Annotated in this window: 10 protein-coding genes; 4 read left to right on the forward strand and 6 right to left on the reverse strand. The window is 63.1% G+C overall.

The genetic code is table 11. The annotated features are described in order from the left end of the window. The 5 genes from AC4BBN_RS20000 to glgC all read right to left on the reverse strand — a co-directional run bounded on the left by AC4BBN_RS20000 (position 1) and on the right by glgC (position 6,599). Entirely contained in the window at positions 1-1,251 is a 1,251-nt protein-coding gene (locus AC4BBN_RS20000) for a 3-deoxy-D-manno-octulosonic acid transferase (protein ID WP_490593775.1), read from the reverse strand. Positions 1,252-1,302: 51 nt separating this feature from the next. After that, complete coding sequence (waaC, locus tag AC4BBN_RS20005) at positions 1,303-2,334, reverse strand: lipopolysaccharide heptosyltransferase I (RefSeq protein ID WP_490593776.1); 1,032 nt, start codon at positions 2,332-2,334, stop codon at positions 1,303-1,305. 30 nt (positions 2,335-2,364) lie between these two features. Then, positions 2,365-3,762 carry a phosphomannomutase/phosphoglucomutase gene (locus AC4BBN_RS20010; protein WP_490593777.1) on the reverse strand — a complete coding sequence of 466 codons (1,398 nt, stop codon included), beginning with the start codon at positions 3,760-3,762 and terminating at the stop codon, positions 2,365-2,367. A gap of 108 nt (positions 3,763-3,870) precedes the next feature. Beyond that, positions 3,871-5,334: a glycogen synthase GlgA gene (gene glgA, locus AC4BBN_RS20015; RefSeq protein WP_490593778.1), complete on the reverse strand. Its 1,464-nt coding sequence runs from the start codon at positions 5,332-5,334 to the stop codon at positions 3,871-3,873. Beyond that, on the reverse strand, positions 5,331-6,599 hold the full coding sequence (gene glgC / locus AC4BBN_RS20020; protein ID WP_490593779.1) for a glucose-1-phosphate adenylyltransferase: 1,269 nt from the start codon (positions 6,597-6,599) through the stop codon (positions 5,331-5,333). The genes glgA and glgC overlap by 4 nt, the downstream gene beginning before the upstream one ends. Before the next feature lie 210 nt (positions 6,600-6,809). Between glgC and AC4BBN_RS20025 the strand changes: the two genes are divergently transcribed. From AC4BBN_RS20025 to glgX, 3 genes are all read left to right on the forward strand, one after another. Then, positions 6,810-9,251, forward strand: a complete 2,442-nt coding sequence (locus AC4BBN_RS20025; protein WP_490593780.1) for a glycogen/starch/alpha-glucan phosphorylase — start codon at positions 6,810-6,812, stop codon at positions 9,249-9,251. Between the two features lie 73 nt (positions 9,252-9,324). After that, positions 9,325-11,505 carry a 1,4-alpha-glucan branching protein GlgB gene (gene glgB / locus AC4BBN_RS20030; RefSeq protein ID WP_490593781.1) on the forward strand — a complete coding sequence of 727 codons (2,181 nt, stop codon included), beginning with the start codon at positions 9,325-9,327 and terminating at the stop codon, positions 11,503-11,505. Beyond that, positions 11,493-13,649 carry a glycogen debranching protein GlgX gene (gene glgX, locus AC4BBN_RS20035; RefSeq protein ID WP_490593782.1) on the forward strand — a complete coding sequence of 719 codons (2,157 nt, stop codon included), beginning with the start codon at positions 11,493-11,495 and terminating at the stop codon, positions 13,647-13,649. Before glgB ends, glgX begins: the two co-directional genes overlap by 13 nt. 3 nt (positions 13,650-13,652) lie before the next feature. Here glgX and kdoO read toward each other — a convergent pair whose 3' ends face one another. After that, positions 13,653-14,531: a Kdo hydroxylase KdoO gene (kdoO, locus tag AC4BBN_RS20040; RefSeq protein WP_490593783.1), complete on the reverse strand. Its 879-nt coding sequence runs from the start codon at positions 14,529-14,531 to the stop codon at positions 13,653-13,655. 140 nt (positions 14,532-14,671) lie between these two features. On the opposite strand from kdoO, the gene AC4BBN_RS20045 reads away from it, so the two are divergent. Next, complete coding sequence (locus AC4BBN_RS20045) at positions 14,672-16,213, forward strand: DNA-3-methyladenine glycosylase 2 family protein (protein ID WP_490593971.1); 1,542 nt, start codon at positions 14,672-14,674, stop codon at positions 16,211-16,213. The last annotated feature ends 4 nt before the right edge of the window (positions 16,214-16,217 follow it).

A 16,217-nucleotide genomic window follows, 5' to 3' on the forward strand; every position in this document is an offset into this window, starting at 1 on the left:
TCAGGCCTGTAACAAGGCCTTGATTGCCGCAGCCGTCTTCTGGGCAGCACCGCGATGGGCTGCGGCAAATGCCGGCCCGGCTGCGGCGGCGGCAACCAGCCGGTCCGGCGCCAGACACCAGGCCCGCACCTGCTCCAGCGCTGCGGGCATATCGGCCACACGGCAAGCAGCGCCGGCTTGCGTCGCCAGTTCTGCCGCCTCGGCGAAATTGAAGGTAGACGGCCCCAGCACCAAGGGGCAGCCACAGGCCGCAGCCTCGATCAGGTTCTGCCCGCCCAGGTGCGCGAAACTGCCGCCCAGCAAAGCCACATGGGCCAGGCCGTAGTACAGCGCCATCTCACCCAAGGAATCCCCCAGCCAGATATCGGCCTCGGCCGGGGCATCCAGCCACTGGCTGCGGCGCGACACGCTCAGCCCGTAGGTCTCCACCAGCGCCGCCACTTCGTCAAAACGCTGCGGATGGCGCGGCACGATCAGCCACTGCACACCGCTCGCTCCTATTTTCATAGCTTCTGGTGCAGATGAATCCTGCGCCAGAGCCTTAAAAGACTTCAAAGCCTCCAGCAGCATGCGCTCCTCGCCTTCGCGCGCACTGGCCAACAGAACCACCGTACGGCCCGCCGCCTGGCGCCAACTGCGGCCTCGGGCACACTGGGCGGTATCCGGGCTGGCATCAAACTTCAGATTGCCAAGCACCTGGGGCGTGGGCGCACCGGCCGCGACGAAGCGCTGGGCGTCGGCATCGGTCTGCGCCCACACCGCGCTCAGCGCGCCATAGGCCGGCCGCGACAACCAGGCCAGTCGCTGGGCCTGGCGCAAGGACTTGCCGCTGAGCCGGGCATTTGCCAGTACCACCGGTATGGCGGCGCTGCGGCATGCTGCCAACAGGTTCGGCCAGATCTCGGTTTCCATCAGGATGCCGATACGCGGCTGGAACTGATCGACAAAACGCTGCACGGCGCCCGGGGTATCCCAGGGCTGCCAGACCTGTATATCGCCGGGGCGCAGCAGCGCGCGACCCTCGGCCCGGCCAGTCGCCGTACCGTGGGTCAGCAGCAGGCGCAGATCCGGCATCTCCTTGCGCAAAGCAGCCAACAAGATAGCGGCGGCCCGGGTCTCCCCCAGCGACACCGCATGCACCCACACCCAGCCTGCGCTGGGCGCCTGGGTGTAATGGCCAAAACGTTCGGGTGTGTGTTTCGCATAGCCGGGCTCGGCCACGGCACGCAGACGCAGCTTTCGGCGCAGCAAGGGACTGGCCAGCCACAGTAGCAGGGAATACAGCGCGCGAACCAAGAGCGCTTAGTCTCGCAGCGCTGCCAGGGCCGAGGCCTGCATCCACGCACCCCAGACTGCATCGACCGTGGGCGTAGTGTCGGACACCACGCTGATCTGGTGGTCGTTTTGCAAGGGGCCGGTGCGCCAGGCGGTGTCGAAGTTATAGATCTGCACATGCGGCAGGTCTAACGCCACGGCGATATGGCTCAGGCCGCTGTCAACACCCACCACGCCCATGCATTCGGACATGGCATCGGTTAGCGCGTCCACCTTCATGCGGGGCCAGACCACCGCCTGCTTCAGTCGGCTGGCAATGCTCTCGCTGCGCCAGAGTTCCTCATCGTTGCCGTGCGTGAAAGCGACCGTGTAGCCCAAGGCGTTCATACGGTGTCCCAAGTCCAACCAATGCTCCACGGGCCACTGCTTATCGGCGCGGGAAGTGCCATGCACAAATGCCACCACCGGCGCCGGAGACGTGACGCCGGAGTCAAAGAAATTGTTGGAAATATTCTTGAGCGCGTTCACATCCACGCTGGAATGCGACACCAGGCCGAAATTGACCTTCTCCGGCAGCGCATACACCAAAGCCCGTGCACACATCACCCGGGAGCGGTTGATAGCGTGGATGCGGGGCTCCACCGGGATAGCCACATCGGCCACCCAGCGGGTTGGCGCTTCAAAACTGGAACCCTCGGTCTGGTTGGCCAAGGCGTAGCGCAGGCCGTCCGGACTCAAACGTGCCATTTTGGCCACCAGCGCAGATTTGCTCAGGCCCTGCAGGTCCAGCACCGCGTCATAGGTTTCCTGCTGCAGGTCAGCCGAAAAGGCGCGCCAAGCGTTGCGGGTATCCACGGTGAACACGGTCTTGCGCCAGCGGCGCAAGTCGCACTCGATCACCCTACGCACACCCTCACAGCGGCGCACCAGTGGCGCAAAACCTGGCTCGACCACCCAGTCCACCTGGGTGCCGGGCAACTCAGAAAGGATGTCCTGCACAGCCGGCATGGCGTGCACCACGTCTCCAAGAGACGAGAGTTTGACAATCAAAACATTCATGCCAGATACCTGCAGTCGGCAGCGGCCACCTTAGTGGGCAGAGGCCGCAAAGCTGGCATCGGGCTTGACGCGGCGCAGCAGCGCCAACACATCGGCCTGGATGCGGTCCAGCGCCGCCTGTGTGTGGCCTTCAAAACGCAGCACCAGCACCGGTGTGGTGTTGGATGCGCGGATCAGACCAAAACCGTCCGGCCAATCCACGCGCAAACCATCGATGGTACTGACCACCGCGGGCGCTGCAAAGTCCACCAAACGCAAGGCTTCCGCCACCACACGTGGCGGCTCGCCTTCTTGGCAGGGCACGTTGAGTTCGGGCGTAGAGAAGCTGGTCGGCAAGGCGTGCAATACCGCATTGGCGTCCGGCGACTGGCTCAGGATTTCCAACAAGCGGCAGCCGGCATAGGTGCCGTCATCGAAGCCAAACCAGCGCTCCTTGAAGAAAATATGGCCGCTCATCTCGCCGCCGAGCGGCGCCTGGCCGCCCGCAGCTTCGATCTCTTTCATCTTGGCTTTGATCAAAGAATGGCCGGTCTTGAACATCAGCGGGTGGCCACCAGCAGCGGCAATCGCTGGTGCCAGACGCTGCGAGCACTTCACGTCAAACAAGATGGTGCCACCAGGCACGCGCCGCAGCACGTCTTCGGCGAACAGCTGCATCTGGCGGTCGGGGTAGATATTGCTGCCGTCCTGGGTCACGATGCCCAGGCGGTCGCCGTCACCGTCGAAAGCCAGGCCCAGCTCCGCACCCGTAGTCTTCAGCGCGGCGATCAGGTCTTCCAGGTTTTCAGGCTTGCTCGGGTCCGGGTGGTGGTTGGGGAAGTTCCCATCCACCTCGCTGAACAGTTCCACCACTTCGCATCCAATAGCCCGCAAAATAGCAGGGGCCGAAGCGCCGGCAATGCCGTTGCCCGAGTCGACCACGATCTTCATAGGCCGGGCCAATTTAATGTCGGACACGATACGCGCGGTATACGCTGGCAGTACGTCCACCTCGCGCACCGAGCCGCCGGCCTGGAACACCCAGGTTTCCGCCTCCATCATGCGGCGCAGCGCCTGGATTTCCTCGCCATGGATGGCACGCCCACCCATGATCATCTTGAAACCGTTGTAGTCTTTGGGGTTGTGGCTGCCGGTAACCTGGATGCCGCTGCGGCACAGGGTGTGGGCCGCGAAATACAACAAGGGCGTGGTGGCTGCGCCTACGTCAATCACCTCCACACCTACCGCGACCAGGCCGCGGATCAGGGCGGCCACCAGACTGGGTCCACTCAAACGGCCGTCGCGCCCGACCGCAATAACCTTCTCACCTTCGGCCAGCGCAATCGTGCCGAACGCCCTACCGATTCCCTCTGCAACCGCTTCGTCTACCGTGGTCGGCACGATGCCGCGGATGTCATAGGCCTTGAAGATGGAGCTGGCAATGTGCATGGTGTAAGTAAGGTCGGGTAAATCAGAGATCCGACCCAGGGGGCCTGACCGCGAGCGCGAATTGTAGGTTTTTCGCAAGCCGGTTTTGACAGGCTTGCAATCCACCCGCTATGCAGCCTGTGCCGGCACACCCAAAGCTTGGTACAAGGCCAGATATTGCATCGCCGCTGCCGCCCATGAAAAGTTCTGCGCCATGCCCCGGCGTTGCAGCTGCTTCCACACGTCCGGCTGCGCAAAGTCATGCACGGCACGGTGTACTGCCAAGGCCAGAGCCTCGCGGGTCGCCGGGCCAAACATGAATCCCGTTGCGGTGTTCGCCTGCAGGCTGGACGCATCCGCATCCACTACCGTGTCGATCAAACCGCCCACATGGCGTACCACGGGCACCGTACCGTAACGCAAAGCGTACAGCTGGGTCAGGCCGCAGGGCTCGAAACGGGATGGCACCAACATGGCGTCCGCCCCGGCAATCATCTGGTGGGCAAAAGTTTCGTCATAGCCTATGCGTACCGCCATGGCGCCGGGATGCGCAGCCATAGCCTCCCTAAAGGCCTTTTCCAATACAGCATCGCCCGTACCCTGAACCGCTAGCTGCGCACCTGTAGCCAGCATCTCGGGTATGGCAGCCAGCACCAGATCCAAGCCTTTTTGCGGCGTCAGACGGCTCACCAGGGTGAAAAGTGGGGCCTTGGCATCCACCCGCAAGCCCAGGGCCTGCTGCAGCGCGGCCTTGCACACGGCCTTGCCAGCCAGGTCGGATGCGGAATAACGAGCGGGAATATCCTTGTCGGTGGACGGATTCCACACCGCGTCATCCACCCCGTTCAGGATGCCGGACACATCTGCGCCACGTGAGCGCACCACCCCGTCCAAACCGCAGCCAAACTCGGAGGTAGCGATCTCCTGGGCGTAGCTGGGACTCACCGTGGTGATGCAGCGGGCGCTGGTCAACCCCGCCTTCATGAAGGAAAACTTACCGTGGTACTCCAGGCGCGTGGGGTCCATATAACGGATGGGCAGACCCAGCAGGTGAAAGTCCCTGGCATCAAACAGCCCCTGGTAAGCCAGGTTGTGCACGGTAAACACCGTCGCCACCTTGGCACCTGGGTTCGCCGCCACGTAGGCACACGCCATGGCAGCGTGCCAATCATGGGCATGCAGCACGTCGGGCGCCCAAGCAGGGTCCAGGCCGCCAGATGCCACCTGGGCCGCCACCCAGCCCAGCAAGGCGAAACGCTGCGCGTTATCGGGCCACTCCGAGCCGTCTGCCGCCAGATAGGGATTTCCTTCGCGCTGGTAAAAGTACGGGGCGTCCACCACGTAGGCCGGTACACCACTGACGGCCAGGGTGCCGCACAGCAAACGCACCCGCCCCGCACCAAACACAGCACCGACCTCACATACCAGTGCGGGCTTCTTCAACCCCGCCAGAATGGCCGGAAAGCCAGGCAGCAGCAGGCGCACATCAGCCCCCTCTGCGATCAAGGCCTGGGGCAGAGCCCCCATGACATCTGCCAGCCCGCCTGTTTTGACCAGAGGAAAAACCTCGGCGCCTACTTGCAATACTTTCATCCGGCCAACTTCTTCAACATGGAAGGTGTCACCAAAGTAATGCCATTCTCACTGCGGTGGAACCGCTCGGCATCCAGCGCGGCATCTTCGCCAATCACCATGCCATCGGGAATGACGCAGCCACGGTCTATAACAGCCCGCGTAATACGCGCACCCCGGCCCACCTGTACGCCCGGCAACAGCACCGACCAGTTCACACTGGAATGGGAGTGCACCCGCACACTGGAAAACAGCACGGAACGGAACACGCTACCCGACACAATGCAGCCACCTGACACCATGGATTCGATCGCCAAGCCGCGCCGGTCATCCTGGTTGTGCACAAACTTGGCCGGAGGCAACTGCGCTTGGTAGGTCCAGATGGGCCAGCGCGTGTCGTACAGGTTCAGCTTGGGCTCGGTGGCCGTCAGATCAATATTGGCATCCCAATAGGCATCAATAGTGCCCACATCACGCCAGTAGGGCTCTTCGTCGTCAGCATTGGGCACACAGCTCAGGGAGAACGGGTGGGCCGACGCATTGCCATTGCGAACCGCGCGCGGAATGATGTCCTTGCCAAAATCGTGGCTGGAGTCTGGGTCCGCCATATCGCGTTCCAGCTCCGCGTACAGATACGCCGCATTGAAGATATAGATGCCCATGCTGGCCAGAGACATGTCCGTACTGCCAGGCATAGCAGGCGGGTCGGCCGGCTTCTCCAGAAATTCGGTAATCAGGCTGTTCTCGCCCACCGCCATCACACCAAAGGCCGATGCCTCGCTGCGCGGTACAGCAATACAGCCCACGGTACATTGCCGCCCCTTGGCCACGTGGTCGGCCAGCATCAGGGCGTAGTTCATCTTGTAAATATGGTCGCCAGCCAGCACCACAATGTAGTCCGCACCGTAGCTTTCCAGAATATCCTGGTTTTGGTAGACCGCATCAGCAGTGCCGCGGTACCAGTTTTCGTTGTCATTGCGCTGCTGGGCAGGCAACAGATCCACGAACTCGTTCATCTCGTTCTTCAGGAAGGCCCAGCCACGCTGCAAATGGCGCAACAGGCTGTGCGACTTGTACTGGGTAATCACGCCAATACGGCGAATACCTGAGTTCAAGCAGTTCGACAGTGCGAAATCAACAATACGGAACTTGCCGCCAAAGTAGACCGCCGGCTTGGCACGCCTATCGGTCAGGTTCATCAGGCGGCTGCCGCGCCCGCCGGCCAGTACCAATGCAATGGCACGCTTAGGCAAATCCAGCCCGAGTGCCAAATCATTTTTTTGCATCAAGTGTCTCCAGAAGAAATTAATTGTTGATTGGCTTTCCGATTACCGCCAATATCTTAAACCTCGAAACCAAAAAAATCCCACGACCCAACCCTGCGTGCGAAAATTCAAAAAATAAGCCAATTTCAGCAATTCAAAGCGCTTAGACTCTGCGAAAAGCCTCCAAATGGAGTGCAACAGCCTTGACCACATTCGACAAAGGATGCCCCTGTGCCCCAGTGTATTACCCCCTCCGCTGACGATATCCATGCTGCCATTGAGCAGCACTTGTTGCACACCGTAGGCGTTTCACCCGCTGACGCAACCGCTAACGACCTGATGCTCGCAAGCTCGCATGTTGCACGGCAACAACTTTCAGCGCGCTGGGTTCAAACCCAAAACCAGGAAAAATCCCAGAAGGCCCGCCGTGTGGTCTATCTTTCCATGGAATTTCTGATGGGCCGCACCCTGTCCAACGCCCTTGGCGCCCTGGAGCTGCGCGGCAGTGCCGCCGAGGGCCTGACCCGCTTCGCCCAAAACCTTGAAACCGTGGCCGACCGTGAACCCGATGCCGCGCTGGGCAATGGCGGCCTGGGCCGCCTAGCAGCCTGCTTCCTGGATTCGATGGCCACCGTGGGTCTGCCATCCTTTGGCTACGGCATCCGCTATGAATACGGCATGTTTGCGCAAAACATCCAAAACGGCGCGCAGATGGAATACCCCGATCCATGGCTGGAAAACGGCACGCCTTGGGAGTTCCCCCGCGCAGACATCAGCTACCCGGTGCGCTTTGGCGGCTGGGTGGAGCACGTGAACGGCGCTTCCGTTTGGCGTCATGCGGGTGAAGTAGCAGCCAAAGCCTATGACATGGTGGTGCCAGGCCACGGCACACCCAAGGTCAGCACGCTGCGCCTGTGGAAAGCCGTGGCACCAGCCCATATCGACCTGAACGCATTCAACACCGGCGACTACGCACGCGCCGCCAGCCTGAAAAACGAATACGAAAATATTTCTTGGGTGCTCTACCCCAACGACAGCACGCCCGCCGGACGCGAGTTGCGGCTGAAGCAGGAATACTTCTTCGTCGCCGCCTCGGTGCAAGATCTGGTCGCACGGCATCTGGCCGAACACCCGTCGCTGGACAATCTGGCGGAGCACGTGGCCATCCACCTCAACGACACCCATCCTGCCATCGGCGTTGCCGAGCTGATGCGTGTGCTGTGCGACGAGCAAGGCATGCCCTGGGACAAGGCTTGGAACATCTGCTGCAAAACATTCTCGTACACCAACCACACCTTGATGCCGGAAGCGCTGGAAACCTGGCCAGTCAGCCTGATGCAGCATGTGCTGCCGCGCCACCTGGAAATCATCTTCCGCATTAACAAGGAGTTCCTGGACATTGCCGCCGCCCACCGCCCGGGCGACAACGGGTTCCTAGCCCGCCTGTCACTGATCGACGAACTGGGTGAGCGCCGGGTACGTATGGCGCACCTATCCATCGTCGGCAGCCACAAGGTCAACGGCGTGTCTGCATTGCACTCCGAGTTGCTGGTACAGACCATCTTTGCCGACTTCGCCAGCATCTGGCCCGACCGCTTCACCAATATGACCAACGGCGTGACCCCGCGCCGCTGGCTGGCCCAGGCCAACCCGGGCCTGTCCACCGTGCTGGACAACACCATTGGCAAAGGCTGGCGCCAAGATCTGGACCAGTTGCAGAAGCTGAGAGCCAAGAAGGACGACGCGGACTTTCAAAAGTCGTTCATGGCCGTCAAGCGCGCCAACAAGGTGCGCCTGGCAGCAGCCATTCAGCACAGCACCGGCATCACCGTCAGCCCGGACAGCCTTTTTGACGTGCAGGTCAAGCGCATCCACGAATACAAGCGCCAATTGCTTAACGTGCTGCACGTGGTGACACGCTACCAGGCCATCCTGGCCAACCCGAACGGCGACTGGGTGCCGCGCACCGTCATCTTCGCGGGCAAAGCTGCTTCGTCCTATGTGGCAGCCAAGTCCATCATCCACCTGATCCACGATGTGGGCACGGTCATTAACAACGACCCGCGCATAGGCGACAAGCTCAAGCTGGTGTTCATGCCCAACTACAGCGTTTCTGTGGCCGAAGTGATCATGCCTGGCGCCGACCTGTCTGAACAAATCTCCACTGCGGGAACCGAAGCCTCGGGCACCGGCAATATGAAGCTGGCCCTGAACGGCGCTCTGACCATTGGCACCGACGATGGCGCCAACATCGAAATCCGCCAGAACGTGGGCGATGACAACATCTTCATCTTCGGGCTGAAGACCCCCGAGGTGCAAGCGTTGAAGCAAAGTGGCTACCAGCCCATGCGCTACTACGAAAGCACGCCGCAGTTGAAGGCCGTGCTGGACGCGATCGCCGGTGGCCAGTTCTCGCCGGACGAGCCCGGTCGCTACCGCGCCCTGGTGGACTCGCTGCTGTGGGGTGGCGACCACTACCTGCTGCTGGCAGACTACGCCTCCTATGTGGCGACGCAGGCCCAGGTGGATGCGCTATACCGCCAGCCGGCGGCCTGGTGCGCCAAGGCCATCAGCAATGTGGCGGGCATGGGGGTGTTTTCGTCCGACCGCACGATCCGTGAGTACGCAAAAGAAATCTGGCACATCACGCCGGATGCATCTGGCGCGCCATAAGACACATGCGGTGACAGACAACACCGCATAGCTCCGCCCAGTTCTGACTAAACCTACTCCAAGATCGGTTTTTATGTTGCACGCCCACGATATTGAAATGATTTGTGGCGCACGCCACGGCGACCCATTTGCGGTGTTGGGGCCCCACCCTTCAGATGCGGGCCACACCTCAGTGCGCTGCTTTTTGCCAGGTGCCCAGAGTGTTGCCGTGGCGTCGGCCAAAGGCGCGCTGCTAGGGCCGCTGGTGCAGCAGGACAGCGCAGGCTTCTTTAAGGGCACAGTGGCACTTTTGCCCGGCGCTGCATACCGCTTGCAGGTGCAATGGGCCGATGGCCACAGCAGCACCATAGACGACCCCTACCGCTTCCCCGTGGTGCTGGCAGAAATGGACGTCTGGCTGCTGGGTGAAGGCACGCACCTGCGGCCTTACGAGGTACTGGGCGCACAGCCCTGCAGCATGGAAGGCGTAACCGGTACCCGCTTCGCTGTGTGGGCGCCCAATGCCAGCCGCGTCAGCGTGGTGGGGGACTTCAATTTCTGGGACGGGCGCTACCACCCCATGCGCCTGCGCCGCGAATGTGGTGTGTGGGAGCTGTTCCTGCCCGGCGTACACGCCGGCAGCAAATACAAATACGAGATCCGCACGCACGACGGCCACGTGCTGCCCGGCAAGGCCGACCCCTATGCCCTACAGGCAGAGTTGCGCCCCGCCACGGCCAGCATCGTGGCGCCGTTGCCGCCCTTCGTGCCCGCATCCTCTGCACGCAAGCACGCCAATGCACTGGATGCGCCCATCAGCATCTACGAGGTGCACCTGGGCTCCTGGCAACGCAAGACCGAGGAAGGCAACCGCTGGCTGAACTGGGACGAACTCAGCGACAGCCTGGTGCCCTACGCACGCGACATGGGCTTCAGCCACATAGAACTGCTGCCTATCAGCGAGCACCCGTTCGACGGCTCCTGGGGCTACCAGCCCGTGGGCATGTATGCGCCCACCGCCCGCTTCGGCGATCCGGCGGGTTTTGCCCGCTTCGTAGCCCGCTGCCATACCGAAGGCCTGGGCCTGATACTGGACTGGGTACCCGCCCACTTCCCCACCGATGCGCACGGCCTCGGCAACTTTGACGGCACGCACCTATACGAATACGCCGACCCGCGCGAGGGCTTCCACAACGACTGGAACACCCTGATCTACAACCTGGGCCGCACCGAGGTCAGCAACTTCCTGGTGGGCAACAGCCTGTACTGGCTGGAACGGTTTGGCGTGGACGGCCTGCGCGTGGATGCCGTGGCATCCATGCTGTACCGCGACTACAGCCGCAAGGCTGGCGAGTGGATTCCCAATGTGCACGGCGGGCGCGAGAACCTGGAAACCATCGCCTTCCTCAAGCGCATGAACGAGGTGGTGGGTACCGAACGCGCCCAAGCCATCACGCTGGCAGAAGAATCCACAGCCTTCCCTTCCGTCTCACGCCCTACCTATGCAGGCGGCCTGGGCTTCCACTACAAGTGGAATATGGGCTGGATGCACGACACGCTGGCCTATATGGAGCGCGACCCGATCTACCGCAAGCACCACCAGGGCGAAATCAGTTTCAGCCTGGTCTATGCCTTTACCGAAAATTTCGTGCTGCCGATCTCGCACGACGAGGTAGTTCACGGCAAGGGTTCGCTGCTGAACAAGATGCCCGGCGACCGCTGGCAGCAGTTTGCCAATCTGCGCGCCTTCCTGGGCTATATGTTTGCCCACCCGGGCAAGAAACTGCTGTTCATGGGCTGCGAATTCGCCCAGGACCGCGAATGGAACCATGACCAAAGCCTGGACTGGCATTTGCTGGAGCATGCGCCCCATGCCGGTATACAGCGCCTGGTGCGCGACCTGAACCACTTCTACACCGCCACCCCGGCGTTGTACCAGCTGGACTTCGTGCCTGAGGGCTTCCAGTGGATAGAGCACAACGACACCGAGCATTCCGTGCTGGCCTTCATACGGCGGGGCTTGGATGCAAACTCGTTCATCGTTGTGGTGTGCAACTTCACCCCCAATGTCTGGAACGGCTACCGCTTGGGCGTACCGTGTGCTGGGACTTACCATGAAAAGCTGAACACCGATTCGGCCCACTACGGCGGCAGCAATGTGGGCACGCCACTGGGCACCGCCACCGCAGAAGACGTCGCCTGGCAAGGGTTCGCGCATTCTGTCGTCCTGAACCTGCCACCTTTGGCTACAGTACTGCTGGAATGGACAGCCTGAAATCACCCCCACCACCCCTGCCCGCCTTGGCCAGGCCTGATACCTATGCCATGACCCAGGGCCAACCCTGGCCCCTGGGCGCCAGCTTTGATGGCCAGGGCGTTAATTTCGCCGTGTTCTCCGCCCATGCCCAAGCCATGGAGCTGTGCCTGTTCGATGCCACGGGCACACAGGAGCTGGCCCGCTTGCGGCTGCCCGCCCATACCAGCGACGTCTGGCACGGCTACCTGCCCGGCGCCCAGCCCGGCCAGGTATATGGCCTGCGCGCCCACGGCCCCTGGCGACCCGACCGAGGCCACCGATTCGACGCATCCAAGCTGCTGCTGGACCCCTACGCGCGCGACATCGTCGGCCACTTTGAATGGCGCGACGAGCATTTCGCTGGCGACCGCCTGCACCCACGCCATATGGACACGCGCGACAACGCGGCCTTTGCACTCAAAGCCCGCGTCACGCACGACCAGTTCGACTGGGGTGGCGACAAGGCGCCCCGCACAGCCCTTGCCGATTCGGTGATTTACGAATGCCATGTCAAAGGCTTTTCGCGCCTGAATGACCAGATGCCGCCCGCCTTGCGCGGCAGCTTTGCGGGCCTGGCGCATCCGGCCTCCATCGCCCATCTGCAGCGCCTGGGCGTCACAGCAGTCAGTCTGCTGCCGGTGCACTACGCCGTCAGCGAAGAGCGCCTGGACGCCATGGGATTAAGCAACTACTGGGGTTACAACACCCTGGGGTTTTTCAGCGTCGACCCGCGTTTTGCCAGCGGTACCCCGGGTGTATCCCCGCGCGACGAGTTCCGAGGCATGGTGAAAGCCCTGCACGCCGCCGGGCTGGAGGTGCTGCTGGACGTGGTCTACAACCACACAGCCGAATCAGGCGAAGACGGCCCCAACATCAGCTTTCGCGGGCTGGACAACCGCAGCTACTACCGCCTGCCGCCAGAAGCCCTGGCCTACTACGACAACTACTCCGGCTGCGGCAATACGCTGGACATACGCCAACCCCGTGTGCTGCAAATGGTGATGGACAGCCTGCGCTACTGGGTGGCAGACATGCATGTCGATGGCTTCCGCTTCGACCTGGCCCCCGTGCTGGGCCGCACCGACACCGGTTTTGAGCGCGGCAGCGCCTTCTTCACTGCCGTGGCGCAAGACCCGGTGCTATCGCGCGTGAAAATGATTGCAGAGCCCTGGGACGTGGGCCCCAACGGCTACCAGACCAGCAACTTCCCGCGCGGCTGGCTGGAATGGAACGACCGCTTCCGCGACTGCATGCGCGGCTTCTGGGTGCAAACCGCCGCCGCGCCCGAAGCCGCCCTGCCCGACAACACCCGTGCCGACCTGGCCCTGCGCCTGTGCGGCTCGTCCGATATGTTCCAGCCACGCCAGCGTGCGCCGGCCGAATCGGTGAACTACGTGGTGTCGCACGACGGCTTTACCCTGCGCGACCTGCTGAGCTACAACCAGCGCCACAACGAAGCCAACGGCGAGAGCAACCGCGACGGCCATGGCCACAATCTGAACTTCAACTGCGGCGTCGAAGGCCCCAGCGACGACCCCGTGGTCAACGCCCTGCGCGGGCGGCTGCAGCGCGCCCTGCTTGCTACCACTTTGCTAGCACAAGGCACACCGCTGATCTGCGCTGGCGATGAATTGGGCCATACCCAGGGTGGCAATAACAACCCCTACTGCCAAGACAACCCAACCACCTGGATCGACTGGTCCGAAGCCGACGAAGACCTGATCGCCTTCACGGCCCGCGTCATAGCGCTGCGCCGCCAGGCCCTGCCGTTTGCCAACCAGTGGTACAGCGGTGTGGCCGATGCCCTGGGCCTGCACGACCTGGCATGGCTGCGCGGCAGCGGCCGGCCGCTGGAGGGCGATGGCTGGCGCGACCCGCACTACCGCTCGCTGGGCTGCCTCATAGGCCGGCCCGGCCGGGCCAAAGCGCCCTTGCTGCTGCTGGTGAATGCCGGCCATACCGACGACCCGTTCTGGCTGCCTGCTGGCGTATGGCAGGTGGTACTGGACAGCAGCCACCCACGGGGCCAATCCAACTGGGTCGGCCAGGGCGAGGTGATGTTCCAGCTGCCGGCGCACAGCCTGGTGTTGCTGGCCGCCGCCGGCTCCGGCCTCAACCTGTAGGCGCTACTGGCGCGCGCCTTCCAGCGTGCGGCCAGCCAAGCGCGACAAGATGCCCAGGGGGCTTTGCGCCGGGTCGTACTGGTGCTGGGGTGGGATGAAAAAGGTCTGCTCCATCATGAACTGGCCCCGGTCCACCGCGTGCAGGGTTTGGTCGGAAAAGCACACCCAGGTGCTACCGGGCGCAAATGCCATCACCGTTTGGGGGGCATTCTTCTGGTAGGCCGTGTCCCGCTTCATCTTGTCGTGCAGCTGCAGCATCATGTGGTCGTACTCGCTGCGCAAAGATTTGGTGATGCGCATGCTGCGCAGCAAACGCGCCTTCCAGGCGCGGTACGGTGGCAGCTGGGGCCAGAACTTATGCACCATGTCCTCAAACGGTTCACCCACCCGCCACATGCGCGGATCTTGCGGATTCACGTTGCTGAACACCCGCAAAATGCGCTCGCCCCGGTTCGGCCGGGAAGGAAACGCATCCACATGCATGCGCTTGTCATCCGCCCGCCAAGACTGCTTGCGAGACGCCACCTCGGTCGGCCGGAAGCTGGTGGGCTCCATACGCAAATAAGCGCTGTAGCGGGGGAACATGTCCTGCACCAACTGCACCGCCTGCTGGCGGTAGCGGCGCATCATCGCGTCCAGCAGGGCCAGCTCGTCGGGCGAACCCAGTGCGCCCTTTACCTGGCCCTGCGGCGGCTGGCTGATATTGCGCGCCTTGGGGTCGCGCATATCGGGGCGCAGCAGGCCCTGCTCGGCAGGCGACATGGTGAACGCCATGGACGGGAAATACAAAACCCCGCCGCTTTCCAGTGCCTGGGTTAGTTTTGATTCGGTAGGACGGCCAGACCAGTGGGCGCCAGGGACTTCGACGATGGGTTGGTGCATGGCTTTATTTTCCCTGAGAATTGCCCCGCACCAAGCACGCTGCGCGTAAATTGTGGGCCGCAAAAAGACCACACACAGCACCCCAATCATAGGTCCGGAAACGGCTAATCCATGCCCGCGCCTGGCGTACCATGCCACCTATGACCCCCGACAGCACCAGCCGTTTTGACGATACCTGCTACCGCGCCATGCAGGCACGGGACGCCCGTTTTGACGGCTGCTTTTTCACCGGCGTGACCTCGACCGGCATCTACTGCCGGCCGGTGTGTAGCGTCAAAGCGCCCAAGCGCGAGAACTGCCGCTTCTTTGGCCACGCAGCCCAGGCCGAGCACGCGGGCTTCCGCCCCTGCCTGCGCTGCCGGCCCGAGCTGGCACCGCACTCGCTGGTGTGGTCGTTCCAGGACGCCACCACCATCCTGGCCCAGCAAGCCGCCCGCCTGCTGGACGACCCGCAAAGCTGGAGCGACAGCAGCAACATCTCGGTGGCCCAGCTGGCGGCGCGCCTGGGCGTCAGTGACCGGCACCTGCGCCGCATCTTCGAGGCCCAGCTGGGCGTGTCGCCCCTGCAATACTTGCAGACCCGGCGCCTGCTGGTGGCCAAGCAGCTGCTGGCCGACACCCAGTTGCCCATGGCCCAGATTGCACTGGCCAGCGGCTTTGCCAGCGTGCGCCGCTTCAACGCCGTGTTCATGGAGCGCTACCAGCTCAACCCCAGCCAGCTGCGGCGCCAGGGCACCCAACCCGCCGCCCAGGGCGGCACGGCCATCAAGCTCGGCTACCGCCCGCCGTATGACGTGGCTGCGATGCTGGGTTTTTTACGCAAACGCCAGATAAATGCTATCGAATCCATAGCTGCCAGCGCAGATAATTCAAGCGCTACGCGCACTTTTCGCTTGGAATCGGGTGACCATATCCACAGCGGCTGGTTGCGCGCCGAGTTCATCCCCGGCCAGACCCATGTGTTGCTGCACGTCAGCGAATCGCTGCTGGGCGTGCTGCCGCAGGTGATACGCCGGGTACGCGCCTGGCTGGACCTGGACGCCGACCCCAAGGCCATCAACCCGGTGCTGCACGGTGACTTCCCCGACGGCGACGGCCTGCGTGTACCCGGCACGCTGGACGGCTTTGAGCTGGCCGTGCGCGCCGTGCTGGGCCAGCAGATCACCGTGGCCGCCGCCCGCACCCTGGCCCAGCGCCTGGTGGAACAGTTTGGCGAGCCACTGGAGACACCCGTGCCGGGGCTGAACCGGCTCTTCCCCTCCGCCCTGGTACTGGCCGGGTTGAGCGGCGATGCACTCGGCGCGCTGGGCATCGTGCGCCAACGGCAAAACGCCATTCTGGCCCTGGCCCGCGCCGTGGCCGAAGGGCAGCTGCAGCTATGCGGCAGCGGCCCCATACACGCCACCATGGCCCAACTGCGCGAGCTGCCCGGCATCGGTGACTGGACTGCCCAGTACATCGCCATGCGGGCGTTGCGCTGGCCTGATGCATTCCCGGCCGGCGACGTGGCCCTGCACAAGGCCCTGGGCGTGCAGCACGAGGCGAATGTGCGCCTGGCCAGCCGCGCCGCCGAAGCCGCCTCGCAGGCCTGGAAGCCCTGGCGCAGCTACGCCGTGCTGCGCGCCTGGGCCGGCCTGCCCACCCCTGCTGCAGCCGCCCCACCATCGCTACCAAAACAATAGCTAC

The organism is Rhodoferax sp. SPJ21, assembly GCF_058216335.1.

Bases quoted from the DNA above. Each gene is read 5' to 3' on its own strand.
- waaC (WP_490593776.1), bottom strand. From the start codon at position 2,334: ATGAATGTTTTGATTGTCAAACTCTCGTCTCTTGGAGACGTGGTGCAC.
- AC4BBN_RS20010 (WP_490593777.1), bottom strand. From the start codon at position 3,762: ATGCACATTGCCAGCTCCATCTTCAAGGCCTATGACATCCGCGGCATC.
- glgA (WP_490593778.1), bottom strand. From the start codon at position 5,334: ATGAAAGTATTGCAAGTAGGCGCCGAGGTTTTTCCTCTGGTCAAAACA.
- glgC (WP_490593779.1), bottom strand. From the start codon at position 6,599: ATGCAAAAAAATGATTTGGCACTCGGGCTGGATTTGCCTAAGCGTGCC.
- glgB (WP_490593781.1), top strand. From the start codon at position 9,325: ATGTTGCACGCCCACGATATTGAAATGATTTGTGGCGCACGCCACGGC.
- glgX (WP_490593782.1), top strand. From the start codon at position 11,493: ATGGACAGCCTGAAATCACCCCCACCACCCCTGCCCGCCTTGGCCAGG.
- kdoO (WP_490593783.1), bottom strand. From the start codon at position 14,531: ATGCACCAACCCATCGTCGAAGTCCCTGGCGCCCACTGGTCTGGCCGT.
- AC4BBN_RS20045 (WP_490593971.1), top strand. From the start codon at position 14,672: ATGACCCCCGACAGCACCAGCCGTTTTGACGATACCTGCTACCGCGCC.